The organism is Mammaliicoccus sp. JADD-157 (assembly GCF_049310805.1).
GTDB classification, from domain to species: Bacteria; Bacillota; Bacilli; order Staphylococcales; family Staphylococcaceae; genus Mammaliicoccus; species Mammaliicoccus lentus.
The window spans coordinates 1,232,922-1,255,245 of record NZ_JBMOVZ010000001.1; the positions used below are offsets into that span (position 1 = coordinate 1,232,922).

Here is a 22,324-nt window from a genome sequence, read left to right on the forward strand (position 1 = left end):
AAAAATGGCTGATGAAATACAATTAGAAGCTGACGATTTAGGATTTTTTGGTGAATTTGGTGGACAATATGTGCCAGAAACACTAATGCCAGCAATTCAAGAATTAAATGAAACTTATCAAAAATTAAAAAATGATCCAGAATTTCATGAAACATTGAATGCTTATTTAAAAGATTATGTAGGTCGAGAAACACCTTTAACTTATGCAAAAAGATATACAGAAGCATTGGGTGGCGCAAAAATTTATTTAAAAAGAGAAGATTTAAACCATACGGGTGCTCATAAAATTAATAACGCATTAGGACAAGCTTTAATCGCTCAAAAAATGGGCAAAAGAAAATTAGTTGCAGAAACAGGTGCAGGCCAACACGGTGTGGCAAGCGCAACAATCGCTGCTTTGTTTGACATGGAACTCATCGTATTTATGGGTGAAGAAGATATTGAACGCCAAGCGTTAAACGTATTTAGAATGGAACTACTAGGCGCTAAAGTGGTACCTGTTACTGATGGTCAAGGTACTTTATCAGATGCTGTTAACAAAGCTTTACAATATTGGGTTTCAAACGTTGAAGATACACATTATTTACTTGGCTCAGCATTAGGACCACATCCATTCCCTACTATAGTAAGAGACTTACAAAGCGTTATTGGTAAAGAGATTAAGATGCAAATTTTAGAGAAAGAATCTCGTTTACCTGATGCAGTTGTAGCTTGTATAGGGGGAGGTTCAAATGCAATTGGAACATTCTATCCGTTCGTTAATGATGAAAAAGTTAAATTGTATGGTGTAGAAGCTGCAGGTAAAGGTGTCGATACTAAGAAACACGCACTTGCAATCAACAAAGGTAAGCCTGGTGTACTACATGGCTCAAGAATGTATCTCGTACAAGATGAAAATGGACAAATAGAATTAGCGCACTCTATTTCAGCAGGGCTTGATTACCCTGGTGTAGGACCAGAGCATAGTTATTATAACAATATTGGTCGAGTAGAATATCCGAATGCAAGTGATAAAGAAGCGATGGATTCATTGATTAAATTTACTCAACTTGAAGGCATTATTCCAGCGATTGAAAGTGCTCACGCGTTAAGTTACGTGGAAAAACTAGCTCCAACTATGGATAAAGATGAAATTATTGTTGTCACAGTTTCAGGACGTGGTGATAAAGATATGGAAACGATTAGAAAATATATGCAAAATCAAGAGGGTGAACAAAATGAGTAAATTATTTATACCATATATAATGGCTAACAAAGATTTTATTGAAAATGTGAAACTAATGGATAAGTATGGTGCTAACTACATTGAAATCGGATTGCCATTTTCTGATCCTGTAGCAGATGGACCAACAATTATGAAAGCTGGGCAAGAGGCAATTAAACAAGGTATGAATGTAAATAAAATCATCGATGAATTAATCGAACATAAAAACGACATACATACACCATATCTATTTATGACTTATTATAATTTAATTGATGCTTATGGTGTAGAACGTTTCATCGAGCGTATAGATGAAGCTAATGTATATGGATTAATTATTCCAGACTTACCATTTGAATTGGGTCAACGATTCAAAGAAAAATTAGCAAAAACAAATGTGAAATTAATACCTTTAATTGCGATGACATCAAGTGATGAACGAATTAAACAAATTGCAGAACATGCAGAAGGTTTTATTTACACAGTTACGATGAACGCAACTACAGGTGATGGTAGAGGATTCCATGAATCACTTAAAGATAAAATAAAATTTATACAACAACACTCTGAAGTACCTGTTGTTTGTGGGTTTGGTATTAAAACAGAGGAACATGTTAAAGAAATTAAATCGTTTAGCGATGGGGTTGTTATAGGTAGTGAAATCGTAAAAAGGTTAGAACAAGATCCAACTACGGATACAATCGAATATATAAAGTCTATTAGAAATGCTTTAGACGAAAAATAAAGTTTACAAACCCTTCAAACAAGAAATAGAAGTTAACATCATGTATAATCGGATGTAACAAAAGAAAAGGAGTGTTTCTAATGAGCAAAAAATTACTTATGGTTGTAACAAATACATCTCAATTTAAAGATGGTAAACCAACTGGATTATGGCTAGAAGAAGCAGCAATTCCTTACAAAGTTTTCATCAAAAATGGAATAGAAGTGGACATCGCATCAGTTAGTGGTGGTAGTGTGCCAATCGATCCAAACTCAACACAAAATGATGAAACGAAAGAATATCATGATGTTTTAGAAAAACTTCAACAAACTTACGGAATTAAAGATATCGTATTTGAAAATTATGATGGCATATTCTTACCAGGTGGTCACGGGACAGTATTTGATTTCCCTAACAATCCTGATTTAGAGAATATGTTAGCTTATTATAAAGAGAAAAATAAGGTGATTGGTTCAGTTTGTCATGGACCAAGCGCATTTATTGGTGCCAAACTGCCTAGTGGCGATTATTTAGTTAATGACGTTAAATTAACATCGTTCACAGATAGTGAAGAACAATCAATGGGATTAGAAAAAGACGTTCCATTCTTGTTACAAACTGAATTAGAAAAACAAGGTGCAAGATTCGTCAAAGGTAGTGATTTCGACTCACATACAGTAGTAGATTGTAATTTTGTAACCGGACAAAATCCTAATTCAAGTGAAGAAGTAGCAGAAAAAATTGTAAATGTTTTAAAATAATAAAGTGATGGAAAAAGCAGGCTGGGACATACATAAATGTCTCAGCTCTGTTTGTTTTAGAAGATCTCTAACGTGTAAATGTATAAAGTTACGTTCTATTCCTTTTTATTCATAACTAATTAGTTATACATTTATGTCATAAAACTCTATAGTGCGAAGTAAAATAATGGTATAGTAATGAGTATTGTTTTAGAATAAAGGTAAAATAATGTATAATTGTATTAAATACATAAATATTAGATTGGGAGTATTGTATAAATGAAATTTACAAATTTAACGACTGGTGAATTTGAAACATTTACTAATAACATGCCATATGCTCATTTTACTCAGACAGTGGGTAACTATGAACTAAAGACATCAGAGGGCACTTCAACACATTTAGTTGGTGTAAAGAATGACCAAGATGAGGTGTTGGCTGCATGTTTGCTTACAAGTGTGCCAGTAATGAAAAAGTTCAATTATTTTTATTCGAATCGAGGGCCAGTAATGGACTTTGATAATAAAGAACTTGTTGACTTCTTTTTTAAAAAAATCGTACCGTATTTAAAAAAGAACAAAGCATTATTCTTTAGAATTGATCCTTATTTACCATATCAATTAAGAGATCATGACGGTAACGTTCTAAAGAGCTTTGAACGTGATAATTTAATTCAGCAATTTGAATCTTTAGGATATGAACATCAAGGTTTTACAACTGGTTTCCACCCAATACATCAAATTAGATGGCATTCTGTACTGGACTTAGAAGGTATGGACGAAAAGTCATTAATTAAAAACATGGATAACTTGAGAAAACGTAACACTAAAAAAGTTCAAAAAAATGGTGTTAAAGTTCGCTTTTTAACTAAAGATGAAATGCCTATATTTAGAAGATTTATGGAAGATACAACAGAGAAGAAAGATTTCGACGACCGTGGTGATGGCTTCTACTACAACAGATTAAAATACTTTGACAATGTTAAAATACCGTTAGCATATATAGATTTCGAAACGTATATACCTCAATTAGAAAAAGACTTTGAGGAACATAATAAAGAAATTGAAAAAGCTGAAAAAGAATTAGAAAAGAAACCAGACAACCAAAAAGCAATCAATAAAATTAATAACTTGAAACAGCAAAGAGAAGCTAACGAAGCTAAATTAGACGAAGCTAAACAATTACAGGCAGAGCACGGTGATACTTTACCAATCGCAGCAGGATTCTTCATCATTAATCCATTCGAAGTTGTATACTATGCAGGCGGTTCATCAAATGAATATCGTCATTTTGCAGGAAGTTATGCAATACAATGGGAAATGATTAAATACGCATTAGAACACAATATTAATCGCTACAACTTCTATGGAATTAGTGGAGATTTCTCTGAAGATGCACCAGATGCTGGCGTTATTAAATTTAAAAAGGGCTATAATGCAGACGTTTATGAATACATTGGTGACTTTGTGAAACCAATTAATAAACCAGCATATACCGCTTATAAAGTGTTAAAAAAAGTATTAAAAAAATAAACGATTTTCAGTAAGAGAGGAATTTAGATAATATGAAATTTACAGAATTAACCGTTACTGAATACGACGATTTTGTATCTGATAGTCAATATGAAAGTCATTATTTCCAAGTGAAAGAAAATATCAAAACAAGAGAAAATGATGGCTTCCAAGTCGTATTATTAGGTGTTAAAGATGAGAGCAACCAAGTTGTTGCAGCAAGTTTGTTCTCTAAAATACCAACATTAGGCAGTTATGTTTATTATTCAAACCGTGGTCCAGTGATGGATTACAGTGATTTACAATTAGTAGAATACTATTTTAAATCGCTTGAAAAATATTTAAAACAACATCAATGTTTATATGTTAAAGTAGACCCTTACTGGATTTATAACATCTATGATAAAGACCTTAATCCAATAAAAGAAGATGGCCCGAACGACCAAATTGTCGACTTAATAAAATCATTAGGATATCAACACCATGGTTTTACTACACAATATGATCCATCAAGCCAAGTAAGATGGATGGGCGTACTAAACTTAAAAGACAAGACTTTAGCAGAAGTTAAAAAAGGGTTCGATAGCCAGAGAAAACGTAACGTTAATAAAGCTCATAACTACGGTGTGAAAGTTCGTTTTCTAGAAGAAGACGAATTAGATATATTCTTCAAATTATATAGAGAGACTGAAGAAAGAGCAGGCTTTATATCTAAAACAGACGAATACTTTATGAACTTTATCAATACATACGGTTCTAAAGCATTAGTACCATTAGCGTATATAGATTTAAATGAATATATACAATCTACTCAAGAAAACTTAACTGAATTAGAAACGAAACGCGATCAAATGATGGCTAAAGAAAATAAATCAGAAAAGCAACTTAAGAAAATCGCTGAAACTGATAGACAGATCGACCATGCTCAAAAAGAATTACTAGAAACAAGTGAGTTAATGAAGACAGATGGAGAAGTGTTAAATCTCTCTGCAGGTGTATTCTTTGAAAATGCTTATGAAATCAACTATTTCTCAGGTGGTTCAAGCGAAAAATACAATCACTTCATGGGCCCATATATGATGCATTGGTATATGATTAACTATTGTTTCGATAATGGCTTCGATAGATATAACTTCTACGGTTTATCAGGAGACTTTACTGAAAACAGTGAAGACTACGGTGTATATCGATTCAAACGAGGATTTAATGTACAAATCGAAGAACTTATAGGTGATTTCTACAAACCAATCAATAAGAAAAAGTATTTCTTATACAATACATTACAAAAAGTACGCTCAAAAATTAAAAGATAGAAAATATATAGAAGCTGGGACATAAATACATGTCTCAGCTTCTTTCATTATAGGTGTAATGTCCTTATTGTCACAACTTGCGAAACGTGTCAACAAGGATAATCATATTGTCACAACTTGTAAAACGTGTCAACAAGGATAGCCATATTGTCACAACTTGTAATTTGTCTGAATGTTGCAAGACGAGGTGCACGTGCGACATTCATAGCCTAAATTATATAAAAAACAGGTTGAGACATTTATTTATGTCTCAACCTGTTTCAATTCTATTTAATAATGTCTATTAATTCTTTTTTCGATGCTGAGCGTGCTGGTATCCAACCGAATACTATTCCGATTAATGTTGATACGCCAACTGCTAAAATTACAGATCCTAGACTGATAACACTTTGTACCATATCAGGTGTTACTGCTTCTACTAGTTTTGATATTAATATACCAAGTACCAATCCTATAATTCCGCCTATGAGACATAATACAATACTTTCAACTAAGAATTGTACTTCGATATCTCTTCCTTTGGCACCAAATGCTCTTCTAATTGCGATTTCTTCTGTTCGTTCTGCTACTGAAATATACATCACATTCATTACACCGATACCTGCAATGAATAGGGAGATACCAGCTACTGCAGCTACGAAGTACGTAATGGCATCGAATACTTGTGTAATGCTTTTCATAACTTCTTCTAAGTCTGTATATTCGTAGTTGCCATCGCTACTACCAGAACCGCTTTTATTTAATTGTTTAGCAGCTTTATTCGCTATTTCTTTCTTTTCGCTATCATCGTTTACTTTAATCTCAAGTTCTGGAAACTTTTGATTTAAGTTACCCATGTATTTACTAAATGTTTGGCTAGGCATATGCACTGCTGAATCATTCATTTCATCATTAGCAATGCCGACTATTTTAAAGCCTTGATCATCAATGAATAATGTTTGTCCTATAGCGTCATTATTAAATACTTCTTTCGCTATTGTTTTATCTACCGTGACAACTTTTTCATTTAATTCATTATCTGTTTTCGAAAATCCATGACCTTCTGTTGTATTTGAAAACTGTTCCTTTTTAATAATGTTAACATTTTGTTGTTTTTGAGCATTTGTTAATTTCGCTGAATAACTTTGATTTTTGTCTTCTTTAATTTTCACGCTTTTAACGCCTTTAATTTGTCTTACCATATCCATATCTTCTTTATCAAAAGGATTTTTAGTGGCGTTATCTGGATTACTAGGCATATAACTTATCACTGCTTGACCTTTACTTGCACCAGTATCTTCGAATTCTTCTGAAGCTGTCTTTTTAAAGCCATTACCTAATGACATGATTGTTATTACTGCAGCGATACCAATAATGATACCAATCATCGTGAAGATATTCCGACGTTTATTTTTCATAATCGATTTAAGAGATATTGATATAATGTTAGGTAAGTTTTTCATTCAACCACCTCTTCTCGTTGAACACGACCATCTAAAATGTGTATGATGCGATCTGCTTGTTCTGCAACTTTGCGGTCATGTGTGACGATAATCATAGTTGTGTTTTTATCACGATTTAAGCGTACGAATAAATTCATAATATCTTTAGATGTTTGAGAATCTAGTGCGCCGGTAGGTTCATCGGCAATAATAAATTTCGGTTGGTTTACAATCGAACGTGCTATAGCAACACGTTGTTGTTGTCCACCTGATAATTTACTAGGTACTAAATTCTTTTTATCTTCAATGCCAACTTCTCTTAAAACGGATTCTACATGACGCTTTCTTTCTTTTGTGGACATACCTGAATAAAGTAGGGGGATGCTCACATTTTCTAATATCGTATTATTTTGTATTAATTTAAAGTTTTGAAAGACAAATCCGACTGTTTTATTTCTTACAGCAGCAAGCTTATTATCCGAAACATTTTGGTAGTTTTCTTGATTAAATAAATATTCACCAGTATAGCCTCGATCTATAAAGCCTAAAATATTAATCAATGTACTTTTTCCAGAACCAGAAGGTCCCATTATTGCAATAAACTCACCAGTCTCAATCGAAATATTAATATCTTTCAAAATATGGTTTGTTTCTTCGCCATTCTTAAAGTGTCGATTAACATTTACTAAATTAATCATGAGGATACCTCAACTTTATCACCATTATTTAATGATTTTTTAGGTGAAACAATCAGTTTTTCTCCTTTTTTAAGACCTTTTTTAACAAATATTTCACCATTTTGACGTTCGATATTAAGATGACGTTTTTCAACTTTATTATCTTTGTTTAATACGAAAACATCATTATTTCTAGTTAATACACTCTTAGGTAGTTTAATAGCATCTATAGGGATTTCTGCTTCTGTAGAAAAACCACTGCGAATAGGTAAGTCGATTTTTCCTATTGTCACTTGGTATTTTGAGTTGTCATTATTTAAAGTAGGGTTATTGGACACAGGATTTGAAGCCTGGGAACTTCCTTCTTCGCTATCGCCTTGACTCATACCAGCACCAGTAGCACCTTTTTCTTCATAGTTACTAGGTAGTTCAGATATTTTCGTGATTTTACCATGACCTTTTTCGCCAGTACTATTAACCTTGATGTTAACTGAATCTCCGACTTTTATTTTGTTCACATCGAATTCAGAAACAGAAGATTTAATTTGAGTTTCATTTGCTATCAATTTTAATATAGATTCTCCGCTTGCAGCATCTGTATCATTATCCATTTCAATTACACCGTCAAATGATGCATAAGTACTATCATTAATTTGTTTAGTATACTGAGATAGTTCTTTTTGCGCTTCATTCAATGCATTTAAATCTTGATTTAACTTCTTTTGTAAATCGTTGTTGTTCGGTTGCTGATTAATATTTTGATAGTCTTGATTAACTACATTTTGCGCGTCGTTAACCTTACTTGATAAGTCCTGTCTTTTTTGATCGTTGATATTGTAGTTGATTAAAGTATCGCCTTGCTTTACTTTTTCTCCGTCTTCAACCAAAGTACTCACTAAATCACCTAACTGATCATTGTTATTATATGTTTTTATTTTAGATGGGGAAGCTTTCCCAGAAATGTTTAAAGGCGATTCTTCCTTAACTTGATATGTATCATAACCGTCACTTTTCTTGTCATTATCATTACTAGTCTGTTTTACAATATATGCAGTCAAGACCAATAAGAGAATAACGATGATACCGATTATCCAAATGAGTTTCTTCTTCAAAATTTTTCACTCCTATATTAAAAATGTCTACCCCAAAATAATAACATATATTGTAAAAAAATATATGGAATTCGAGGCAAATGGTGACATTAAATAAATATAAATTTATTTAAATAGGGGGATCTTAGCTGAAAATTTTTATAAATTTAGAGAAAAACCAAAGTGGCTAGTAAACATGATTTTAAGTATTGTATTAGAATTAATCATAGTATGGATATTAATGTCGACAACATCAGAATTAGGCACATTAACTGAAGAACAAGGTATAAGTGATCCAAATAATGAAATGTTAACAAATTTTGTTAACGTACTAGAATACATAATTCCGGGATTAAGCGTTATTTTAGGCATTGTAATGTCATCTGTTATATTTTTAATCATTTCTAAATTAATGAAATCAGATGTAAAAGCATCAAGCTTATTTGCAGCGACAACATTTATCACATTGCTTTTTACAATCATTGATTTAATTGTAGTAAGCATACAAGCATTATTCAAGCTAGATTCGGAACAATATTCAATAACGAGCTTAGCAGTATTTGATCAAGACAACATTTATCTACACGCGTTTGATCTCGGAATATTAATAGAAGGATATTTAATAGCAATCTTGTTATATGAAACAAGCAGTTTATCAGGAAAAGCATCAATAATTTGGAGTGTCGTAATGGTTGTAATTTCTATAATCATAAGTTTAATAATTGCATGACTTAAATGAATGAGAATTGATAATATTAAGTATCGAGTTAAAACTATATAAAAACGCAATAAACACAGATATTCGTGTTAACTATATATTTTCTACATATTAGTTTACATAATATATATTATAGGAAGTTAGGTATATTGTGATTAGGGGACCCTTTTCTATTCGTTTAACGACATACTTATATGTTTAGCGTTGTTATATTTATCTATGCTATATAAATCTGGATTTTTTAATGCTTTCCATTCTTCAAATCCAATCTTGTGATTAAAATGATTTAATAGCAATGTCATTATATTACCGTGTGTAACGATTAAGCTGTTATATGATTGATTAATGGATTCATATACGCTTAAAATTCTTTTTTGAGCTTCTGAACTTGATTCGCCATTATGTATACGATAATCAAAGTCTTCAAATGTGTATTTAAGCTCATTTAACCAATTATCTAATGATATGTCGCTTAATTGACGTTCATTGAGCCTTGAATCTGTAATAACATTTACTTGATATTTACTTATATATGGTTTGATTGTTTCATATGTACGCTTCATATTACTAATGTATATTTGATTAATATTAAGGTTTGCTAATACTTGTACTAATTGTTCTGCACATAATTGGCCATCTTCAGTTAAATTTGCATGTTTATCTTGACCGATAGCTTTGCAATGTCTAAGTATGTATATCATTATGATTCTCCTTAAAATTTAATATTAAGCTACAATAACATAAACATAATATAAAACACCAATGAGTTTAAATCGTAATTATTTCGATTAACTCATTGGTGTTTCTCTTATTGATGATTTTCTACATATATATTAATAGCTTCATGCATAAATTGTGCTAATCCATCACCAAATCGGTTTATATTTTTAGTAAAACGTTCGTCAGCTACATACATTTCACCTAAACCTTTAAATATTTCTAATGAATACTCATAATTGATATTATCATTTAAGAAATCATACCAATTTTGAATAAGTTGTTGTGCTTCTTTTGATGCTGGTGATTTTTCTTTATCATTAACTGAAGCTAGTTCTCTAAATATAGTGTTCATTTCATCTTCTTTTTCGAATCTTTCTTGCTTAGGCATATTTGCTAATTGTTTATTAGCTTTATCAACTGTCTTTTCGCCCCACTTTTCTTTAGCTTCTTGTTCATAAGGATTTTGACTAAAATCAAAACCTTCGAATCTTTCTTCTTTTGTCATATTAATCTCTCCTTTTAAATGTAGATTTGTTTTATCAATGGTTTCTATCATTTTGTCTATACGCAATCTTTTTTCTAAAAGCATTTCTTTGTGTAACCTTAATGCTTCTTTTGTATCGAATGATGGATCATTGAGAATTTCTTTTATTTTTTTGAGAGGAAAATCTAGTTCTTTAAAAAATAGAATTTGCTGTAATTTTTCGAGACTTTTATCGTTATATAACCTGTACCCAGCTTCAGTTGTATTATCTGGTTTTAATAAATTTATTGAGTCGTAATGATGGAGCGTGCGCACGCTTATTCCTACTAAATCTGCAACTTCTTTTACAGTCATTTCCATTCCTCTGACCTCCTCCTACTTATTACTATAAAGTCTAACGTAACGTAAGGGTCAACAACAAATATTAAAAAATATTATTTTTGGTCATATAGATAATGTTATAGTTGATATACTATAGAAATAAGAAAAATTGAATCAGATAGGAGCATTATTATGAGTCACAACATAAAATTTGATTTAAAGCTAGAAACTGATCGTTTATTTTTACTAGCTGGAGAACGTGTTTATACATATAAAGATACTATTAAACAAGGCATGCTTAATTCAGTTGATCGCTTAAAAGAATGGGTTTCCTTTTTTAATCATAATTTTGACGATTTTAAAGTTACAGATTTTATTAATAAAACTACTGATATAAACTTAAACAAACAATTTTTAAGATATTTTATTTTCGATAAAGAAACTGAAACTTTCGTTGGGTCAATCGTTTTACAAGATATTAATTTAAGATTACCTTCATGTGAAATTGGCTATTGGATGGTTAATTCTGGTTTAGGAAAAGGATTTGCTACTGAAGCTATAAAATATGTTACAAAATATTTAGTTGAAGAACATGGCTTTGTTAGAATTGAAGCTTATATAGATGTTCAAAACACTAAAAGTATAGAAACTATTGAGCGTTGTGGATATGAATTAGAAGGAACATTAAAGAATTCAGATTTAAGTTCAGATGGTAGTAAGCTAATAAATGAAGTATTATATGCTGTAGCTACACCTGTTTATTTTAAATAATAAAATAAAACATCGACTTGAAATGTAAATTCAGGTCGATGTTTTATTCTATATTATGTTGTTTATCATTATTTTTCTCGTCTTTTTAATTTTTCAAATTGATGCCCGCTATCTATACCTTCTTTTTCGCTTAACTTTTCTAGGCTTCTTTGTCTATTCTTTTTGACTAAATACCATGTTAAAAGACTGAAGCATAAACTAATAATGGCCATAAAGGCAGCGTAACCTAATAATGGTTCGTATGTAATATCATAAAAATTAGGTAAGATAAAAGCAATAATGCCTAATATTATAAATGTTAATATTGCGCTAATAACATATTTTTTTAATATTAATGAAGACAATATTGAGAAAACGACGACAATCACAAATGATATCCATAAGTAATTTGGGAAATCAAATATATTCAAACTATTACGCCTCCTTTACAACTATATCTAATATTATACCCGATTATTAATATATTAATTAAGTTTTGCAGTATTTTTATAAAAATAATTGAATTTAACAAATGTTTTATAACCTAGCAAATTTGTACTCTAAAATGATTAATATTATAATGAAAATGAGCAATTATGTGAACATTGCAAATATTTTAAAAAGGGATGAGACAATGGGACAAAAATTACGTAGTGAAATACCTACTAACGAAACATGGGACTTATCGAGTTTATACGAAAATAACGACGCTTTTTATTCAACGTTAACTGACTTAGTTCAAAGAGTGACTGATTTTAATGAAAAGTATCTCAATCAATTAAAGGATGTATCGACTATTGAATCAGCTTTACATGAACAAGCTGATCTTATTATTGATGTAATACATTTAAGTACATATGCAGAACTATTGTATTCTACTGATACGACTGACGCTGATAGTCAAAAAGTAGCAGCACAATTTTCTACTACATACGGGAAGATTGCAGGTTTATTATCATTTTTAGAATCGGAAATCTTACAATTAGAAGAGGAAACATTTAATGCTTTAATTAAACAATCAGAATACCCTAAATATTTATCATTACTAAAACGACAAAAACCACATACGTTACATCCTGAAGTTGAAAAAACTTTAGCGACGTTCTCACCTACCTTTAGTGCACCGTTTGAATTGTATGGAATTACGAAAATGTTAGATATTGAGTTTGGTACGTTTGAAGCAAATAACGAAGAAATTGCATTAGATTATGTATCATTCGAAGGAGATTTTGAAGTTCACTCAAATACTGAAGTGAGAAGAAATGCGTTTAAGAAATTCAGCGAAGCATTGCGTCTCTATGAAAATACGACTGCTGCAACATACAACGCTCATGTTCAAAAAGAAAAAATAGAATCCGAACTTCGTGGATATGATTCGGTTATAGATTTCTTACTTGAACCTCAAGATGTTACGAGAGAAATGTACGATAGACAAATAGATGTGATTTCTGAAGAATTAGCACCACATATGAGCCGTTATGCTAAATTGCTAAAGCGAACAAATAATTTAGATGAAATACGTTTTGAAGATTTAAGAATTCCGCTAGATCCAACTTATGAACCTGATGTATCAATTGAAGGATCAAAAGAATATATTAAAGACGCATTAAGTGTGCTTGGCGATGATTATATGCAAATGGTAAATGATAGTTATGACAAACGCTGGATTGATTTTCCTCAAAATAAAGGTAAACAAACAGGTGCTTATTGTGCGAGCCCATATGGCGTAAATCCATTTATATTCATTTCATGGACAAGTAAAATGACTGAAGTATTTGTATTAGCCCACGAATTAGGTCATGCTGGTCATTTTAATTTAGCGAATAAATATCAAAATGTATACCAAGCTGATTGTTCTATGTATTTTGTGGAAGCACCATCTACAATGAATGAAATGTTAATGGCAAATAGCTTATTAAAAAAATCTAATGATCCAAAATTCAAACGTTGGGTGATAAGTTCAATTATTTCAAGAACTTATTATCATAATATGGTTACTCACTTATTAGAAGCTAAGTACCAAAGAGAAGTTTATAGAAAAGTAGACGAAGGTGAAGCTTTAACTGCCCCACTGCTTAATGAAATTAAAAAGAAAGTTATTTCAGATTTTTGGGGTGACGAAGTCGAAATAACTGACGGTGCTGAATTAACTTGGATGCGCCAACCTCATTATTATATGGGATTATACCCATATACTTACTCTGCTGGATTAACAATTGGTACAGTAATGAGTCAAAGAATAGAAAATGAAGGACAACCTGCTGTTGATGATTGGTTAAATGTATTGAAATCAGGTGGTTCAAAATCTCCAGTTGAATTAGCAGAGTTAGCTGGAATTGATGTTACTACAGACAAGCCGTTAAAAGAAACAATAGCTTATATCGGTAGTTTGATTGACGAATTAGAAACATTAACAGATGAAATTGAATAATTAAATAAAGGTTCTTTTCGTCATGAATGGCGAAAAGAACCTTTATTATTAGTGTCTTTAATGACTATTCTTAGCAAACGTGTCAATAACGTTATCCTTATTGCCTATTCTTGCAAAACGTGTCAACAACGTTCGCTAATACAAATAATTTTCTTCAAAAAATAAAAGCCGTGTCCCAACTTTTGCGTTAGGTCACGGCTTTTATATACTCAACTCATTTATAACAATATAAGAATTTATGCTTCGTCTTGTTTAACTTGAGCCCAGCCTTTTGTAGTAATCGTAATTTTACCTGTTTCAATAACGATAAGTTTTTGTTTATACAATCTACCTATTGCACGTTTGAAACTTGCTTTACTCATATTAAATACTTCTTTGATTGCTTCTGGGTCAGATTTATCCCAGAAAGGTAGTTCTCCATCATATTCTACTAGTAAATCAAAAATAATTTGTCCGTCTTCATCAAGACGTTCATGTGCTAATGGTAAGAATGAACCATTTAACTCGCCATTTTCTTTAACGCCAATAATTCTAACGTCCATTTCTTCGCCTAACCTAGGTTCATGTCTACGTTCAGATTCATGTACGAATATTTTGTATCCGTCTTCTGAAAGTAAAAATGTTCCTACTCTTAACAAGCGGTATGGTCTAGCTGTAACATGTTGATGTAAAACTGTTTCTTCCGCAGCTTTATACATAGTATCAACAATTGTTTCAGTCGCTAATCTTGCGAACATTTGACTATTGCTATCTATTCTTAGCGTACAAAAAATCATGTCGCCATTTTGTGGCCAAAGTTCTTTAACTTTTGGAAGATCTTCCCAAGGGATTAATACTTCTCTAGGTAGACCAACATCAACTGCTGCGCCATCTCTATCTACTCTTAAAACTTTTACCCAATCGTAACGGTCTTTTGTAATTGTTGGCATATTTTGTGTGGCAAATAACTCGCCAGAACGGCTTGGATATACAAAGAAACTATAATCTTCGCCTATTTCTAAATCGTCTTCATTATCTACTTCAGATGCATTCATTTTAATATGTTCGCTGTTAGGTCCAAGTAAATGGTACGTTGAACCTTCCAATCTATCCACTTTTAAAAAGTCTATTCGACCTACAAGTGTATCTTTTTCTTGTGCCATATCATTCTCCATTCTTATCTTATTAGTTTCTACATTATAACATGCATTTTGTTTCATGTAACGACAGTTCATTCTCTTGTCCTTTTTTGTTAGATATATGGTATAATTCATCGATAGAAGTATTAATGAAAAGGAGTCATTTAATGTTACAAGTCACTAATGTAAGTTTGCGATTTGGTGATCGTAAACTATTCGAAGATGTAAATATTAAGTTCACACCAGGCAACTGTTACGGACTTATTGGGGCTAATGGCGCTGGAAAATCAACATTTTTAAAAGTGTTATCTGGAGAATTAGACTCACAATCAGGTAACGTTTCATTAGGTAAAGATGAACGTTTAGCTGTATTAAAGCAAGATCACTTTTCTCATGAAGATGAAAAAGTGATTGACGTGGTATTAAAAGGTCACGAAAAATTATGGAAAGTTATGAAAGAAAAAAATGACATTTACATGAAGCCAGACTTCTCTGATGAAGATGGTATGCGTGCTGCTGAACTTGAAGGCGAATTTGCTGAGATGAACGGTTGGAACGCTGAAGCGGATGCTTCTGTATTACTTTCAGGTTTAGGTATTAAAGACGACCTACATGATAAACAAATGTCTGAATTAGAAAATAACCAAAAAGTTAAAGTATTATTAGCTCAAAGTTTATTTGGTGAGCCAGATGTTCTATTACTGGACGAGCCTACAAACGGTTTAGATATTCAAGCAATCGCTTGGTTAGAAGAATTCTTAATAAACTTTGAAAATACAGTAATCGTTGTGTCTCATGATAGACACTTCTTAAACAACGTGTGTACACACATCGCTGATTTAGATTACGGAAAAATTAAATTATTTGTTGGTAACTATGACTTCTGGTATCAATCAAGTCAACTAGCTGCACAAATGGCTCAAGATCAAAACAAGAAAAAAGAAGAACGCATTAAAGAATTGCAAGACTTTATTGCTCGATTTAGTGCGAACGCATCTAAATCTAAACAAGCAACAAGTCGTAAGAAGATGTTAGATAAAATCGAATTAGATGATATTCAACCTTCTTCAAGACGTTACCCATTTGTTAACTTTAATATTGGTCGTGAAATCGGTAACGACTTATTACAAGTTCAAGGCGTTTCAAAAACAATTGATGGTAATAAAGTTTTAAATAATGTTTCATTCACTATGAATCCTAATGATAAAGCTGTATTAATAGGAGAAAGTGAAATCGCTAAAACTACCCTACTTCGTATTTTAGCTGGTGAAATTGAACCAGATGAAGGTACAGTTAAATGGGGCGTTACGACTTCTCGTTCTTATTTACCTAAAGATAACTCAGAATTCTTTGACGGTGTAAATATGAATTTAGTTGATTGGTTAAGACAATATGCACCACCAGAAGAACAAACTGAAACATTCTTAAGAGGTTTCTTAGGACGTATGCTATTTAGTGGTGAAGAAGTTAAGAAAAAAGCAGACGTACTTTCAGGTGGAGAAAAAGTAAGATGTATGTTAAGTAAGATGATGTTATCAAATTCTAACGTTCTATTATTAGACGAACCTACTAACCACTTAGACTTAGAAAGTATCACAGCTGTGAACGACGGTCTGAAGAACTTCAAAGGTTCATTAATCTTTACTTCATATGACTTTGAATTTATTAACACAATTGCTAATAGAGTTATTGATATTAAAGAAGATGGCGTAATTTCTAAAGAAATTAGCTATGAAGAATACCTAAAAGATCAAGGTGTATATAGCTAATATATGCTGAGATTACACGAACAGGCTGAGACATATATATGTCCCAGCCTGTTTTTTTGTTATATAAGTGCGAGTAGCTTACTGTTTATAATGAATTAGAAGATAATGAACCCTCTAACGTGCAAGAAACTTAAGACAAGCCCGTTAGCGCAATGTTCCCTACGATTTTGTAAAGTGCTGACGCCTGAAGGAATAGTATGAGTGAGAGACTACAGGCTCGAACCATACCCTAGGCAAGCATGCACGAACAAAATCGTAGATTATTTATTTTGAGTTATGATTTATCTCCCAACCTATTCTTTATTTCTGCATTAATTTATCCATTTTATTCATCTTAAATTTGTTGAATTGTTGTGACTTTTTGAAATAATCTGTTTTCTCTCTTTACATAAATATTCTTTCTATGTATAATGAATGCATATCAATTGAATATGTTTTTGATGAGGCGCATCAATCATTAGTAACTCCCCTATAGGACTGCAATCTTCAAGGAGTGAAAGGGTGCGATGCCGAAACATAATATTTTTGCAGAACTATTATGTTGGACGTATAGGTTAATAGCTTATTGTCTGTCATTATCTTAATGATAAATGGAGTGCATCACTTGTATATATAAATTAAAACAAGTTCGGATGCCGAACTTGTTTTTTTATTTATATTACGGCGTTGACCTCCCGATTTTAATTGGAGGAATAATCTTGACACAAAGTGTATTGAAATTTGGCGGAACATCCGTAAGTGATTTTAACAAAATTAAAAATATAGCCTATATGTTAAAATCTCGCGTTGATAATGGCGAACAACTAGTAGTTGTTGTAAGTGCTATGGGCAAAACGACTGATACTTTAATGCAAAATATTGATACGTTAACATCGCAACCTAAAGATGAACATTTAGCAATGTTGCTAACTACAGGTGAACAACAAACAATATCTTACCTTTCAATGGTGTTGAATGATATAGGTGTTCAAACGAAGGCGATGACGGGGTATCAAGCTGGTATTAAAACAATTGGTCATCATTTAAAGAGTAAAATAGCTGAAATTGATGCTCCTAGGTTTGAAGAAGCTTTTAAAACAAACGATATTCTAGTAGTAGCTGGCTTCCAAGGTGTTAATGATGAAATGGAAATCACTACTTTAGGACGCGGTGGTTCAGATACGAGCGCTGTAGCAATAGCATCAAGTATAAATTCCACTTGTGAAATATACACTGATGTTGATGGTGTTTATGGAACAGATCCTAGAATTTATAAAGATGCAAAATTACTTTCTGAAGTTTCTTATGAAGAAATGATGGAAATGAGTGCTTTAGGAGCTGGTGTATTAGAATCAAGGAGTGTTGAAATAGCTAGAAATTACAACATACCTCTTTATTTAGGTAGAACATTATCAAACGTGAAAGGAACATGGATTATGCCACAAACAGAAATTTTAGAGAAAAAAGCAGTCACTGGAGTCGCGTTAGATACGCATATGATTCATGTAACATTAACGTATCCAATGCAAAACTTTAAATTACTGCAAAAAATGTTTGATTCTTTAGAACACGAGTCAATGAATGTAGATATGATTTCACAAATTGAAAATCAGAGAGGTCTACAATTGTCATTTACAATAAAAGATTCTGAAGTACAACAAATTGAAAGAATTATAGAAGATTTAATGCTAGATTACCCTCACCTTCGCTACATAATGAAAGAAAATTATGCAAAGCTATCCGTAATTGGAACTGGCATGAGAGATATGTCTGGTATTGCTTCTAAAGCATTCAGAACTTTAATTAGTAACGACATACCTTTTTATCAAACAACAACATCAGAAATTAGTATTTCTTATGTCGTTGACCGAGATTTAGGTGAAGAAGCAGTACGTATTTTGTGTGAAACATTTAATATATAATGAATGATGGAGTGAACAAAATGACAAAATTAGCAGTTGTAGGTGCAACAGGTTTAGTAGGAGAAAAAGTATTAGAAGTATTAGACAGAAAGAATATCCAATTTGATGAATTAGTATTATTTTCATCACCACGTTCAGCAGGTAAAGAAGTAGAATTCCAAGGTAAAACATACACTGTTGAAGCTTTAACAGACGATAAAACAGATGGACAATTTGATTATGTCATCATGAGTGCTGGTGGCAGCACGAGTGAACATTTCGCTCCACTTTTTGAAGAGAATGGCGCAATTGTTATAGATAATTCTAGTCACTGGAGAATGCACGAAGGTATCGATTTAATCGTTCCTGAAGTAAACGAACCTAAATTAAATCGAAAAATTATTGCAAATCCAAACTGTTCTACAATTCAATCTGTAGTTCCTTTGAAACCTTTACAAGATAAGTTCGGCCTTAAGCGTGTAGCTTATACTACTTATCAAGCTGTATCAGGTTCAGGTTTAGCTGGTAAAGAAGACTTATTAAAAGGAGAACAAGGTGAAGAACCAACTAACTACCCTCACCCAATCTATAATAACGTCTTACCACATATCGATTCATTTTTAGAAGATGGTTATACAAAAGAAGAACAAAAAATGATCGACGAAACACGTAAAATCTTAAACGATAACACTTTAAATGTTACAGCAACTTGTGTTCGTGTTCCTGTACAAGACAGCCATAGCGTTCATATGAACGTAACATTAGATAAAGAAGCTACAGTTGAAGATATTAAAAAATTATTCGATGAAGATGATAGAGTTGTACTCGTTGATAATGTAGAAAATAATGAATATCCATTAGCAATTCATTCTACGGGTAAAGATGAAGTATTCGTAGGAAGAATTAGAAAGGATGAATCATTAGATAACACATTCCATATTTGGTGTACTTCTGATAATTTATTAAAAGGCGCAAGTTTAAATGCAGTACAAGTTTTAGAACAAGTTATGAATTTAAATAAATAAAAAAATTGAGGAGTGTTAAGTATGTCACATATATTTACAGGTGTAGGTGTTGCGTTAACGACACCATTCACAGATGAGAATGTAGACTACGAAGCATTTGAAAACCATATAGAATTTTTAATTGAAAACGGTGTACAAAGTATCGTGATTAACGGTACTACTGCAGAAAATCCAACTTTAACAAATGACGAAAAAAATCAATTATTGGAAATAGGTATAAAAAAAGTAAATGGTCGTGTGCCAGTTATAGCAGGTACAGGTACTAACAACACACAAGCTTCTATTGAAGCATCATTGAAAGCAAAAGAATTAGGTGCAGATGCAATTATGCTTATCACACCATATTATAATAAAACAAGCCAACGTGGTTTAATCGCCCACTTTACTAAAATTGCAAACACAGTTGAATTGCCAGTAGTTCTATATAATGTACCTTCTAGAACAAATATGACAATTGATGTAGAAACAATGATTAAATTAAGTGAAAATCCGTATATTGTAGCATTAAAAGATGCTACTGGAGATTTAGAATATGCACAAACATTAAAAGAGAAATTACCTTCTGATTTTGCTTTATACAGTGGTAATGACGATAATATGTATGACTATTACAAGCTTGGCGGAGAAGGATTAATTTCAGTTGTGGCAAATGCAATACCACAAGAAACTCAAAAATTATTCGACCTCGTTCAAAAAGATGATACGAAAACTGCTGAAAATTTAAGAGATCAAATTCTAAGTTTACTTAATGATTTAGGTGTAGATGTTAACCCTATTCCTATTAAGTTATTAACAAGTGAACTAGGTTTCGGTCAGTATGAAGTAAGGTTACCTTTAGTAACATTAAATGAACAAGAACAACAAACATTAAGCAAAGCATTTGCTAACTTTAAAGATGGTGTAAAACAATGAAAATTTTATTAATTGGTTATGGCGCAATGAACGAACGTGTAGCAAGACTAGCAGAAGAAAATAATAATGAAATTGTAGGCGTGGTTGTTAAAGATCCTTCTAAACAATATCCCTACCCTGCCTTTGATACAATTTCATCGGCACCTGAAGCGGATGTAGCAATCGATTTTTCTAACCCAGAATTATTAATTCCGCTATTAGAAGAAGACTTTAAACTACCATTAGTTATTGCGACTACAGGTAAAAAAGAAATAATCATTGAAAAGTTAAAAGAAAAATCTAAAGATATGCCGGTATTCTTTAGTGCAAACATGAGTTATGGCGTGCATATTCTAAAAGAAATTATTCAATATGCTGTACCATTACTTGAAGACTTTGATATTGAGATGTTGGAAAAACATCATAATAAAAAAGTAGATGCACCAAGTGGTACGTTAGTACAACTATATGATGCTATTAAAGAAAAGCGTGAAGAAACTGTTCCGGTTTACAATAGACATGAAACTAACACGAAGCGTGAACCTTCTGAAATTGGAATTAGTTCTCAACGTGGTGGTACAATAGTTGGAGAGCACCAAGTATTGTTTGCTGGACATGATGAAACGATTGAAATTACGCATCGTGCACAGTCTAAGGATATATTTGCCAACGGTGCTCTAAGTGTGGCAAATATATTAGTAAATAAAGAAAACGGATATTACACATACAATAATTTAAATGAGGAGAGAATTTAACATGGTTAAAGATTTTACTGCAGAAGAGATTATACAATATATTAGTGAGGCTGAGAAGGTAACACCTTTAAAAGTCTACGTTAACGGTCAATTTGAAAATGTTGAGTTCCCTGAGTCATTTAAAGTTTTTGGTTCAGAAACATCTAAAACAATTTTCTGTGATGCTAAAGATTGGAAAGCATTTAATGAAAAATATGCAGATCAATTTACAGATGTCGAAATAGAAATGGATCGTCGCAATTCAGCGATACCATTAAAAGATTTAACAAATACAAATGCTCGTATTGAGCCTGGTGCTTTCATTAGAGAACATGCAGTTATTGAAGATGGCGCTGTTGTAATGATGGGCGCTACAATTAACATTGGCGCTGTAGTTGGCGAAGGTACAATGGTTGATATGAACGCTTCACTTGGAGGTCGTGCTACTACAGGTAAAAATGTGCACGTTGGTGCAGGTGCAGTATTAGCGGGCGTTATTGAGCCACCTAGTGCTTCTCCAGTAGTTGTTGAAGACGATGTACTAATCGGAGCTAATGCAGTAATACTTGAAGGTGTTCGCATTGGTAAAGGTGCTATCGTTGCTGCTGGTGCAATTGTAACGAAAGATGTTCCAGAAGGAGCAGTTGTTGCTGGTACCCCTGCTAAAGTTATTAAACAATCAGCAGATGTACAAGATGGTAAAAAAGAAATCGTATCTGCTTTACGTAACTTAAACCAATAACTCATCATATAAAAGATTAGGCTGAGACATAAATAAATGCCTCAGCCTAAATTATTAGA

At 32.1% G+C, this 22,324-nt stretch carries 21 protein-coding genes and 1 riboswitch; of the genes, 14 read left to right on the forward strand and 7 right to left on the reverse strand.

Annotated elements, in window-relative coordinates; translation table 11 throughout:
* Positions 1–4 precede the first annotated feature (4 nt).
* The 5 genes from trpB to ACO6VN_RS06230 all read left to right on the forward strand — a co-directional run bounded on the left by trpB (position 5) and on the right by ACO6VN_RS06230 (position 5,493).
* On the forward strand, positions 5–1,225 hold the full coding sequence (trpB, locus tag ACO6VN_RS06210) for a tryptophan synthase subunit beta (RefSeq protein WP_422404384.1): 1,221 nt from the start codon (positions 5–7) through the stop codon (positions 1,223–1,225).
* Positions 1,218–1,949 carry a tryptophan synthase subunit alpha gene (trpA, locus tag ACO6VN_RS06215; protein ID WP_422404385.1) on the forward strand — a complete coding sequence of 244 codons (732 nt, stop codon included), beginning with the start codon at positions 1,218–1,220 and terminating at the stop codon, positions 1,947–1,949. Before trpB ends, trpA begins: the two co-directional genes overlap by 8 nt.
* An 80-nt stretch (positions 1,950–2,029) precedes the next feature.
* Positions 2,030–2,689 (forward strand): type 1 glutamine amidotransferase domain-containing protein, encoded by a 660-nt coding sequence (locus tag ACO6VN_RS06220; RefSeq protein WP_422404386.1) that lies wholly within the window; start codon positions 2,030–2,032, stop codon positions 2,687–2,689.
* Positions 2,690–2,947: 258 nt separating this feature from the next.
* Positions 2,948–4,201 (forward strand): aminoacyltransferase, encoded by a 1,254-nt coding sequence (locus tag ACO6VN_RS06225; RefSeq protein WP_422404387.1) that lies wholly within the window; start codon positions 2,948–2,950, stop codon positions 4,199–4,201.
* A 32-nt stretch (positions 4,202–4,233) separates the two neighbouring features.
* Entirely contained in the window at positions 4,234–5,493 is a 1,260-nt protein-coding gene (locus ACO6VN_RS06230) for an aminoacyltransferase (RefSeq protein WP_016999559.1), read from the forward strand.
* 266 nt (positions 5,494–5,759) lie between these two features.
* Here the strand turns inward: ACO6VN_RS06230 and ACO6VN_RS06235 are convergent, their stop codons facing one another.
* The 3 genes from ACO6VN_RS06235 to ACO6VN_RS06245 are packed head-to-tail and all read right to left on the reverse strand — an operon-like array spanning position 5,760 to position 8,703.
* On the reverse strand, positions 5,760–6,935 hold the full coding sequence (locus tag ACO6VN_RS06235; RefSeq protein ID WP_194200176.1) for an ABC transporter permease: 1,176 nt from the start codon (positions 6,933–6,935) through the stop codon (positions 5,760–5,762).
* Positions 6,932–7,612 (reverse strand): ABC transporter ATP-binding protein, encoded by a 681-nt coding sequence (locus ACO6VN_RS06240; protein ID WP_194200175.1) that lies wholly within the window; start codon positions 7,610–7,612, stop codon positions 6,932–6,934. The genes ACO6VN_RS06235 and ACO6VN_RS06240 overlap by 4 nt, the downstream gene beginning before the upstream one ends.
* Complete coding sequence (locus ACO6VN_RS06245) at positions 7,609–8,703, reverse strand: efflux RND transporter periplasmic adaptor subunit (protein ID WP_216683751.1); 1,095 nt, start codon at positions 8,701–8,703, stop codon at positions 7,609–7,611. Before ACO6VN_RS06245 ends, ACO6VN_RS06240 begins: the two co-directional genes overlap by 4 nt.
* A gap of 175 nt (positions 8,704–8,878) precedes the next feature.
* On the opposite strand from ACO6VN_RS06245, the gene ACO6VN_RS06250 reads away from it, so the two are divergent.
* Positions 8,879–9,412: a hypothetical protein gene (locus ACO6VN_RS06250; RefSeq protein ID WP_194200173.1), complete on the forward strand. Its 534-nt coding sequence runs from the start codon at positions 8,879–8,881 to the stop codon at positions 9,410–9,412.
* A 158-nt stretch (positions 9,413–9,570) separates the two neighbouring features.
* On the opposite strand, the gene ACO6VN_RS06255 is transcribed toward ACO6VN_RS06250, so the two are convergent.
* Both ACO6VN_RS06255 and ACO6VN_RS06260 read right to left on the reverse strand, forming a co-directional pair.
* Positions 9,571–10,101: a histidine phosphatase family protein gene (locus ACO6VN_RS06255; protein WP_422404388.1), complete on the reverse strand. Its 531-nt coding sequence runs from the start codon at positions 10,099–10,101 to the stop codon at positions 9,571–9,573.
* 107 nt (positions 10,102–10,208) lie between these two features.
* Positions 10,209–10,964: a MerR family transcriptional regulator gene (locus ACO6VN_RS06260; RefSeq protein WP_216683749.1), complete on the reverse strand. Its 756-nt coding sequence runs from the start codon at positions 10,962–10,964 to the stop codon at positions 10,209–10,211.
* A gap of 153 nt (positions 10,965–11,117) precedes the next feature.
* On the opposite strand from ACO6VN_RS06260, the gene ACO6VN_RS06265 reads away from it, so the two are divergent.
* On the forward strand, positions 11,118–11,696 hold the full coding sequence (locus ACO6VN_RS06265; RefSeq protein ID WP_017000591.1) for a GNAT family N-acetyltransferase: 579 nt from the start codon (positions 11,118–11,120) through the stop codon (positions 11,694–11,696).
* Between the two features lie 68 nt (positions 11,697–11,764).
* On the opposite strand, the gene ACO6VN_RS06270 is transcribed toward ACO6VN_RS06265, so the two are convergent.
* Positions 11,765–12,106, reverse strand: coding sequence for a hypothetical protein (locus ACO6VN_RS06270; RefSeq protein ID WP_194200171.1), 342 nt, complete (start codon positions 12,104–12,106; stop codon positions 11,765–11,767).
* Between the two features lie 203 nt (positions 12,107–12,309).
* On the opposite strand from ACO6VN_RS06270, the gene pepF reads away from it, so the two are divergent.
* Positions 12,310–14,106, forward strand: coding sequence for an oligoendopeptidase F (pepF, locus tag ACO6VN_RS06275; protein ID WP_194200170.1), 1,797 nt, complete (start codon positions 12,310–12,312; stop codon positions 14,104–14,106).
* 236 nt (positions 14,107–14,342) lie between these two features.
* On the opposite strand, the gene ACO6VN_RS06280 is transcribed toward pepF, so the two are convergent.
* Entirely contained in the window at positions 14,343–15,248 is a 906-nt protein-coding gene (locus ACO6VN_RS06280) for a CvfB family protein (protein WP_147641201.1), read from the reverse strand.
* A gap of 143 nt (positions 15,249–15,391) precedes the next feature.
* On the opposite strand from ACO6VN_RS06280, the gene ACO6VN_RS06285 reads away from it, so the two are divergent.
* From ACO6VN_RS06285 to dapD, 6 genes are all read left to right on the forward strand, one after another.
* Entirely contained in the window at positions 15,392–16,993 is a 1,602-nt protein-coding gene (locus tag ACO6VN_RS06285) for an ABC-F family ATP-binding cassette domain-containing protein (protein ID WP_016999772.1), read from the forward strand.
* Between the two features lie 432 nt (positions 16,994–17,425).
* Positions 17,426–17,602, forward strand: a riboswitch (Lysine riboswitch).
* Between the two features lie 89 nt (positions 17,603–17,691).
* Positions 17,692–18,894, forward strand: coding sequence for an aspartate kinase (locus tag ACO6VN_RS06290; protein ID WP_016999773.1), 1,203 nt, complete (start codon positions 17,692–17,694; stop codon positions 18,892–18,894).
* A 20-nt stretch (positions 18,895–18,914) separates the two neighbouring features.
* Positions 18,915–19,898: an aspartate-semialdehyde dehydrogenase gene (locus ACO6VN_RS06295; protein ID WP_016999774.1), complete on the forward strand. Its 984-nt coding sequence runs from the start codon at positions 18,915–18,917 to the stop codon at positions 19,896–19,898.
* 21 nt (positions 19,899–19,919) lie between these two features.
* A complete protein-coding gene (gene dapA, locus ACO6VN_RS06300; RefSeq protein WP_103269469.1) occupies positions 19,920–20,810 on the forward strand; it encodes a 4-hydroxy-tetrahydrodipicolinate synthase in 891 nt (296 codons plus the stop codon).
* A complete protein-coding gene (dapB, locus tag ACO6VN_RS06305) occupies positions 20,807–21,544 on the forward strand; it encodes a 4-hydroxy-tetrahydrodipicolinate reductase (protein WP_194200169.1) in 738 nt (245 codons plus the stop codon). The genes dapA and dapB overlap by 4 nt, the downstream gene beginning before the upstream one ends.
* 1 nt (position 21,545) lies before the next feature.
* The gene (gene dapD, locus ACO6VN_RS06310; RefSeq protein ID WP_064205142.1) at positions 21,546–22,265 is read left to right on the forward strand and encodes a 2,3,4,5-tetrahydropyridine-2,6-dicarboxylate N-acetyltransferase; all 720 of its coding nucleotides are present in this window, start codon (positions 21,546–21,548) and stop codon (positions 22,263–22,265) included.
* Positions 22,266–22,324: the final 59 nt, after the last annotated feature.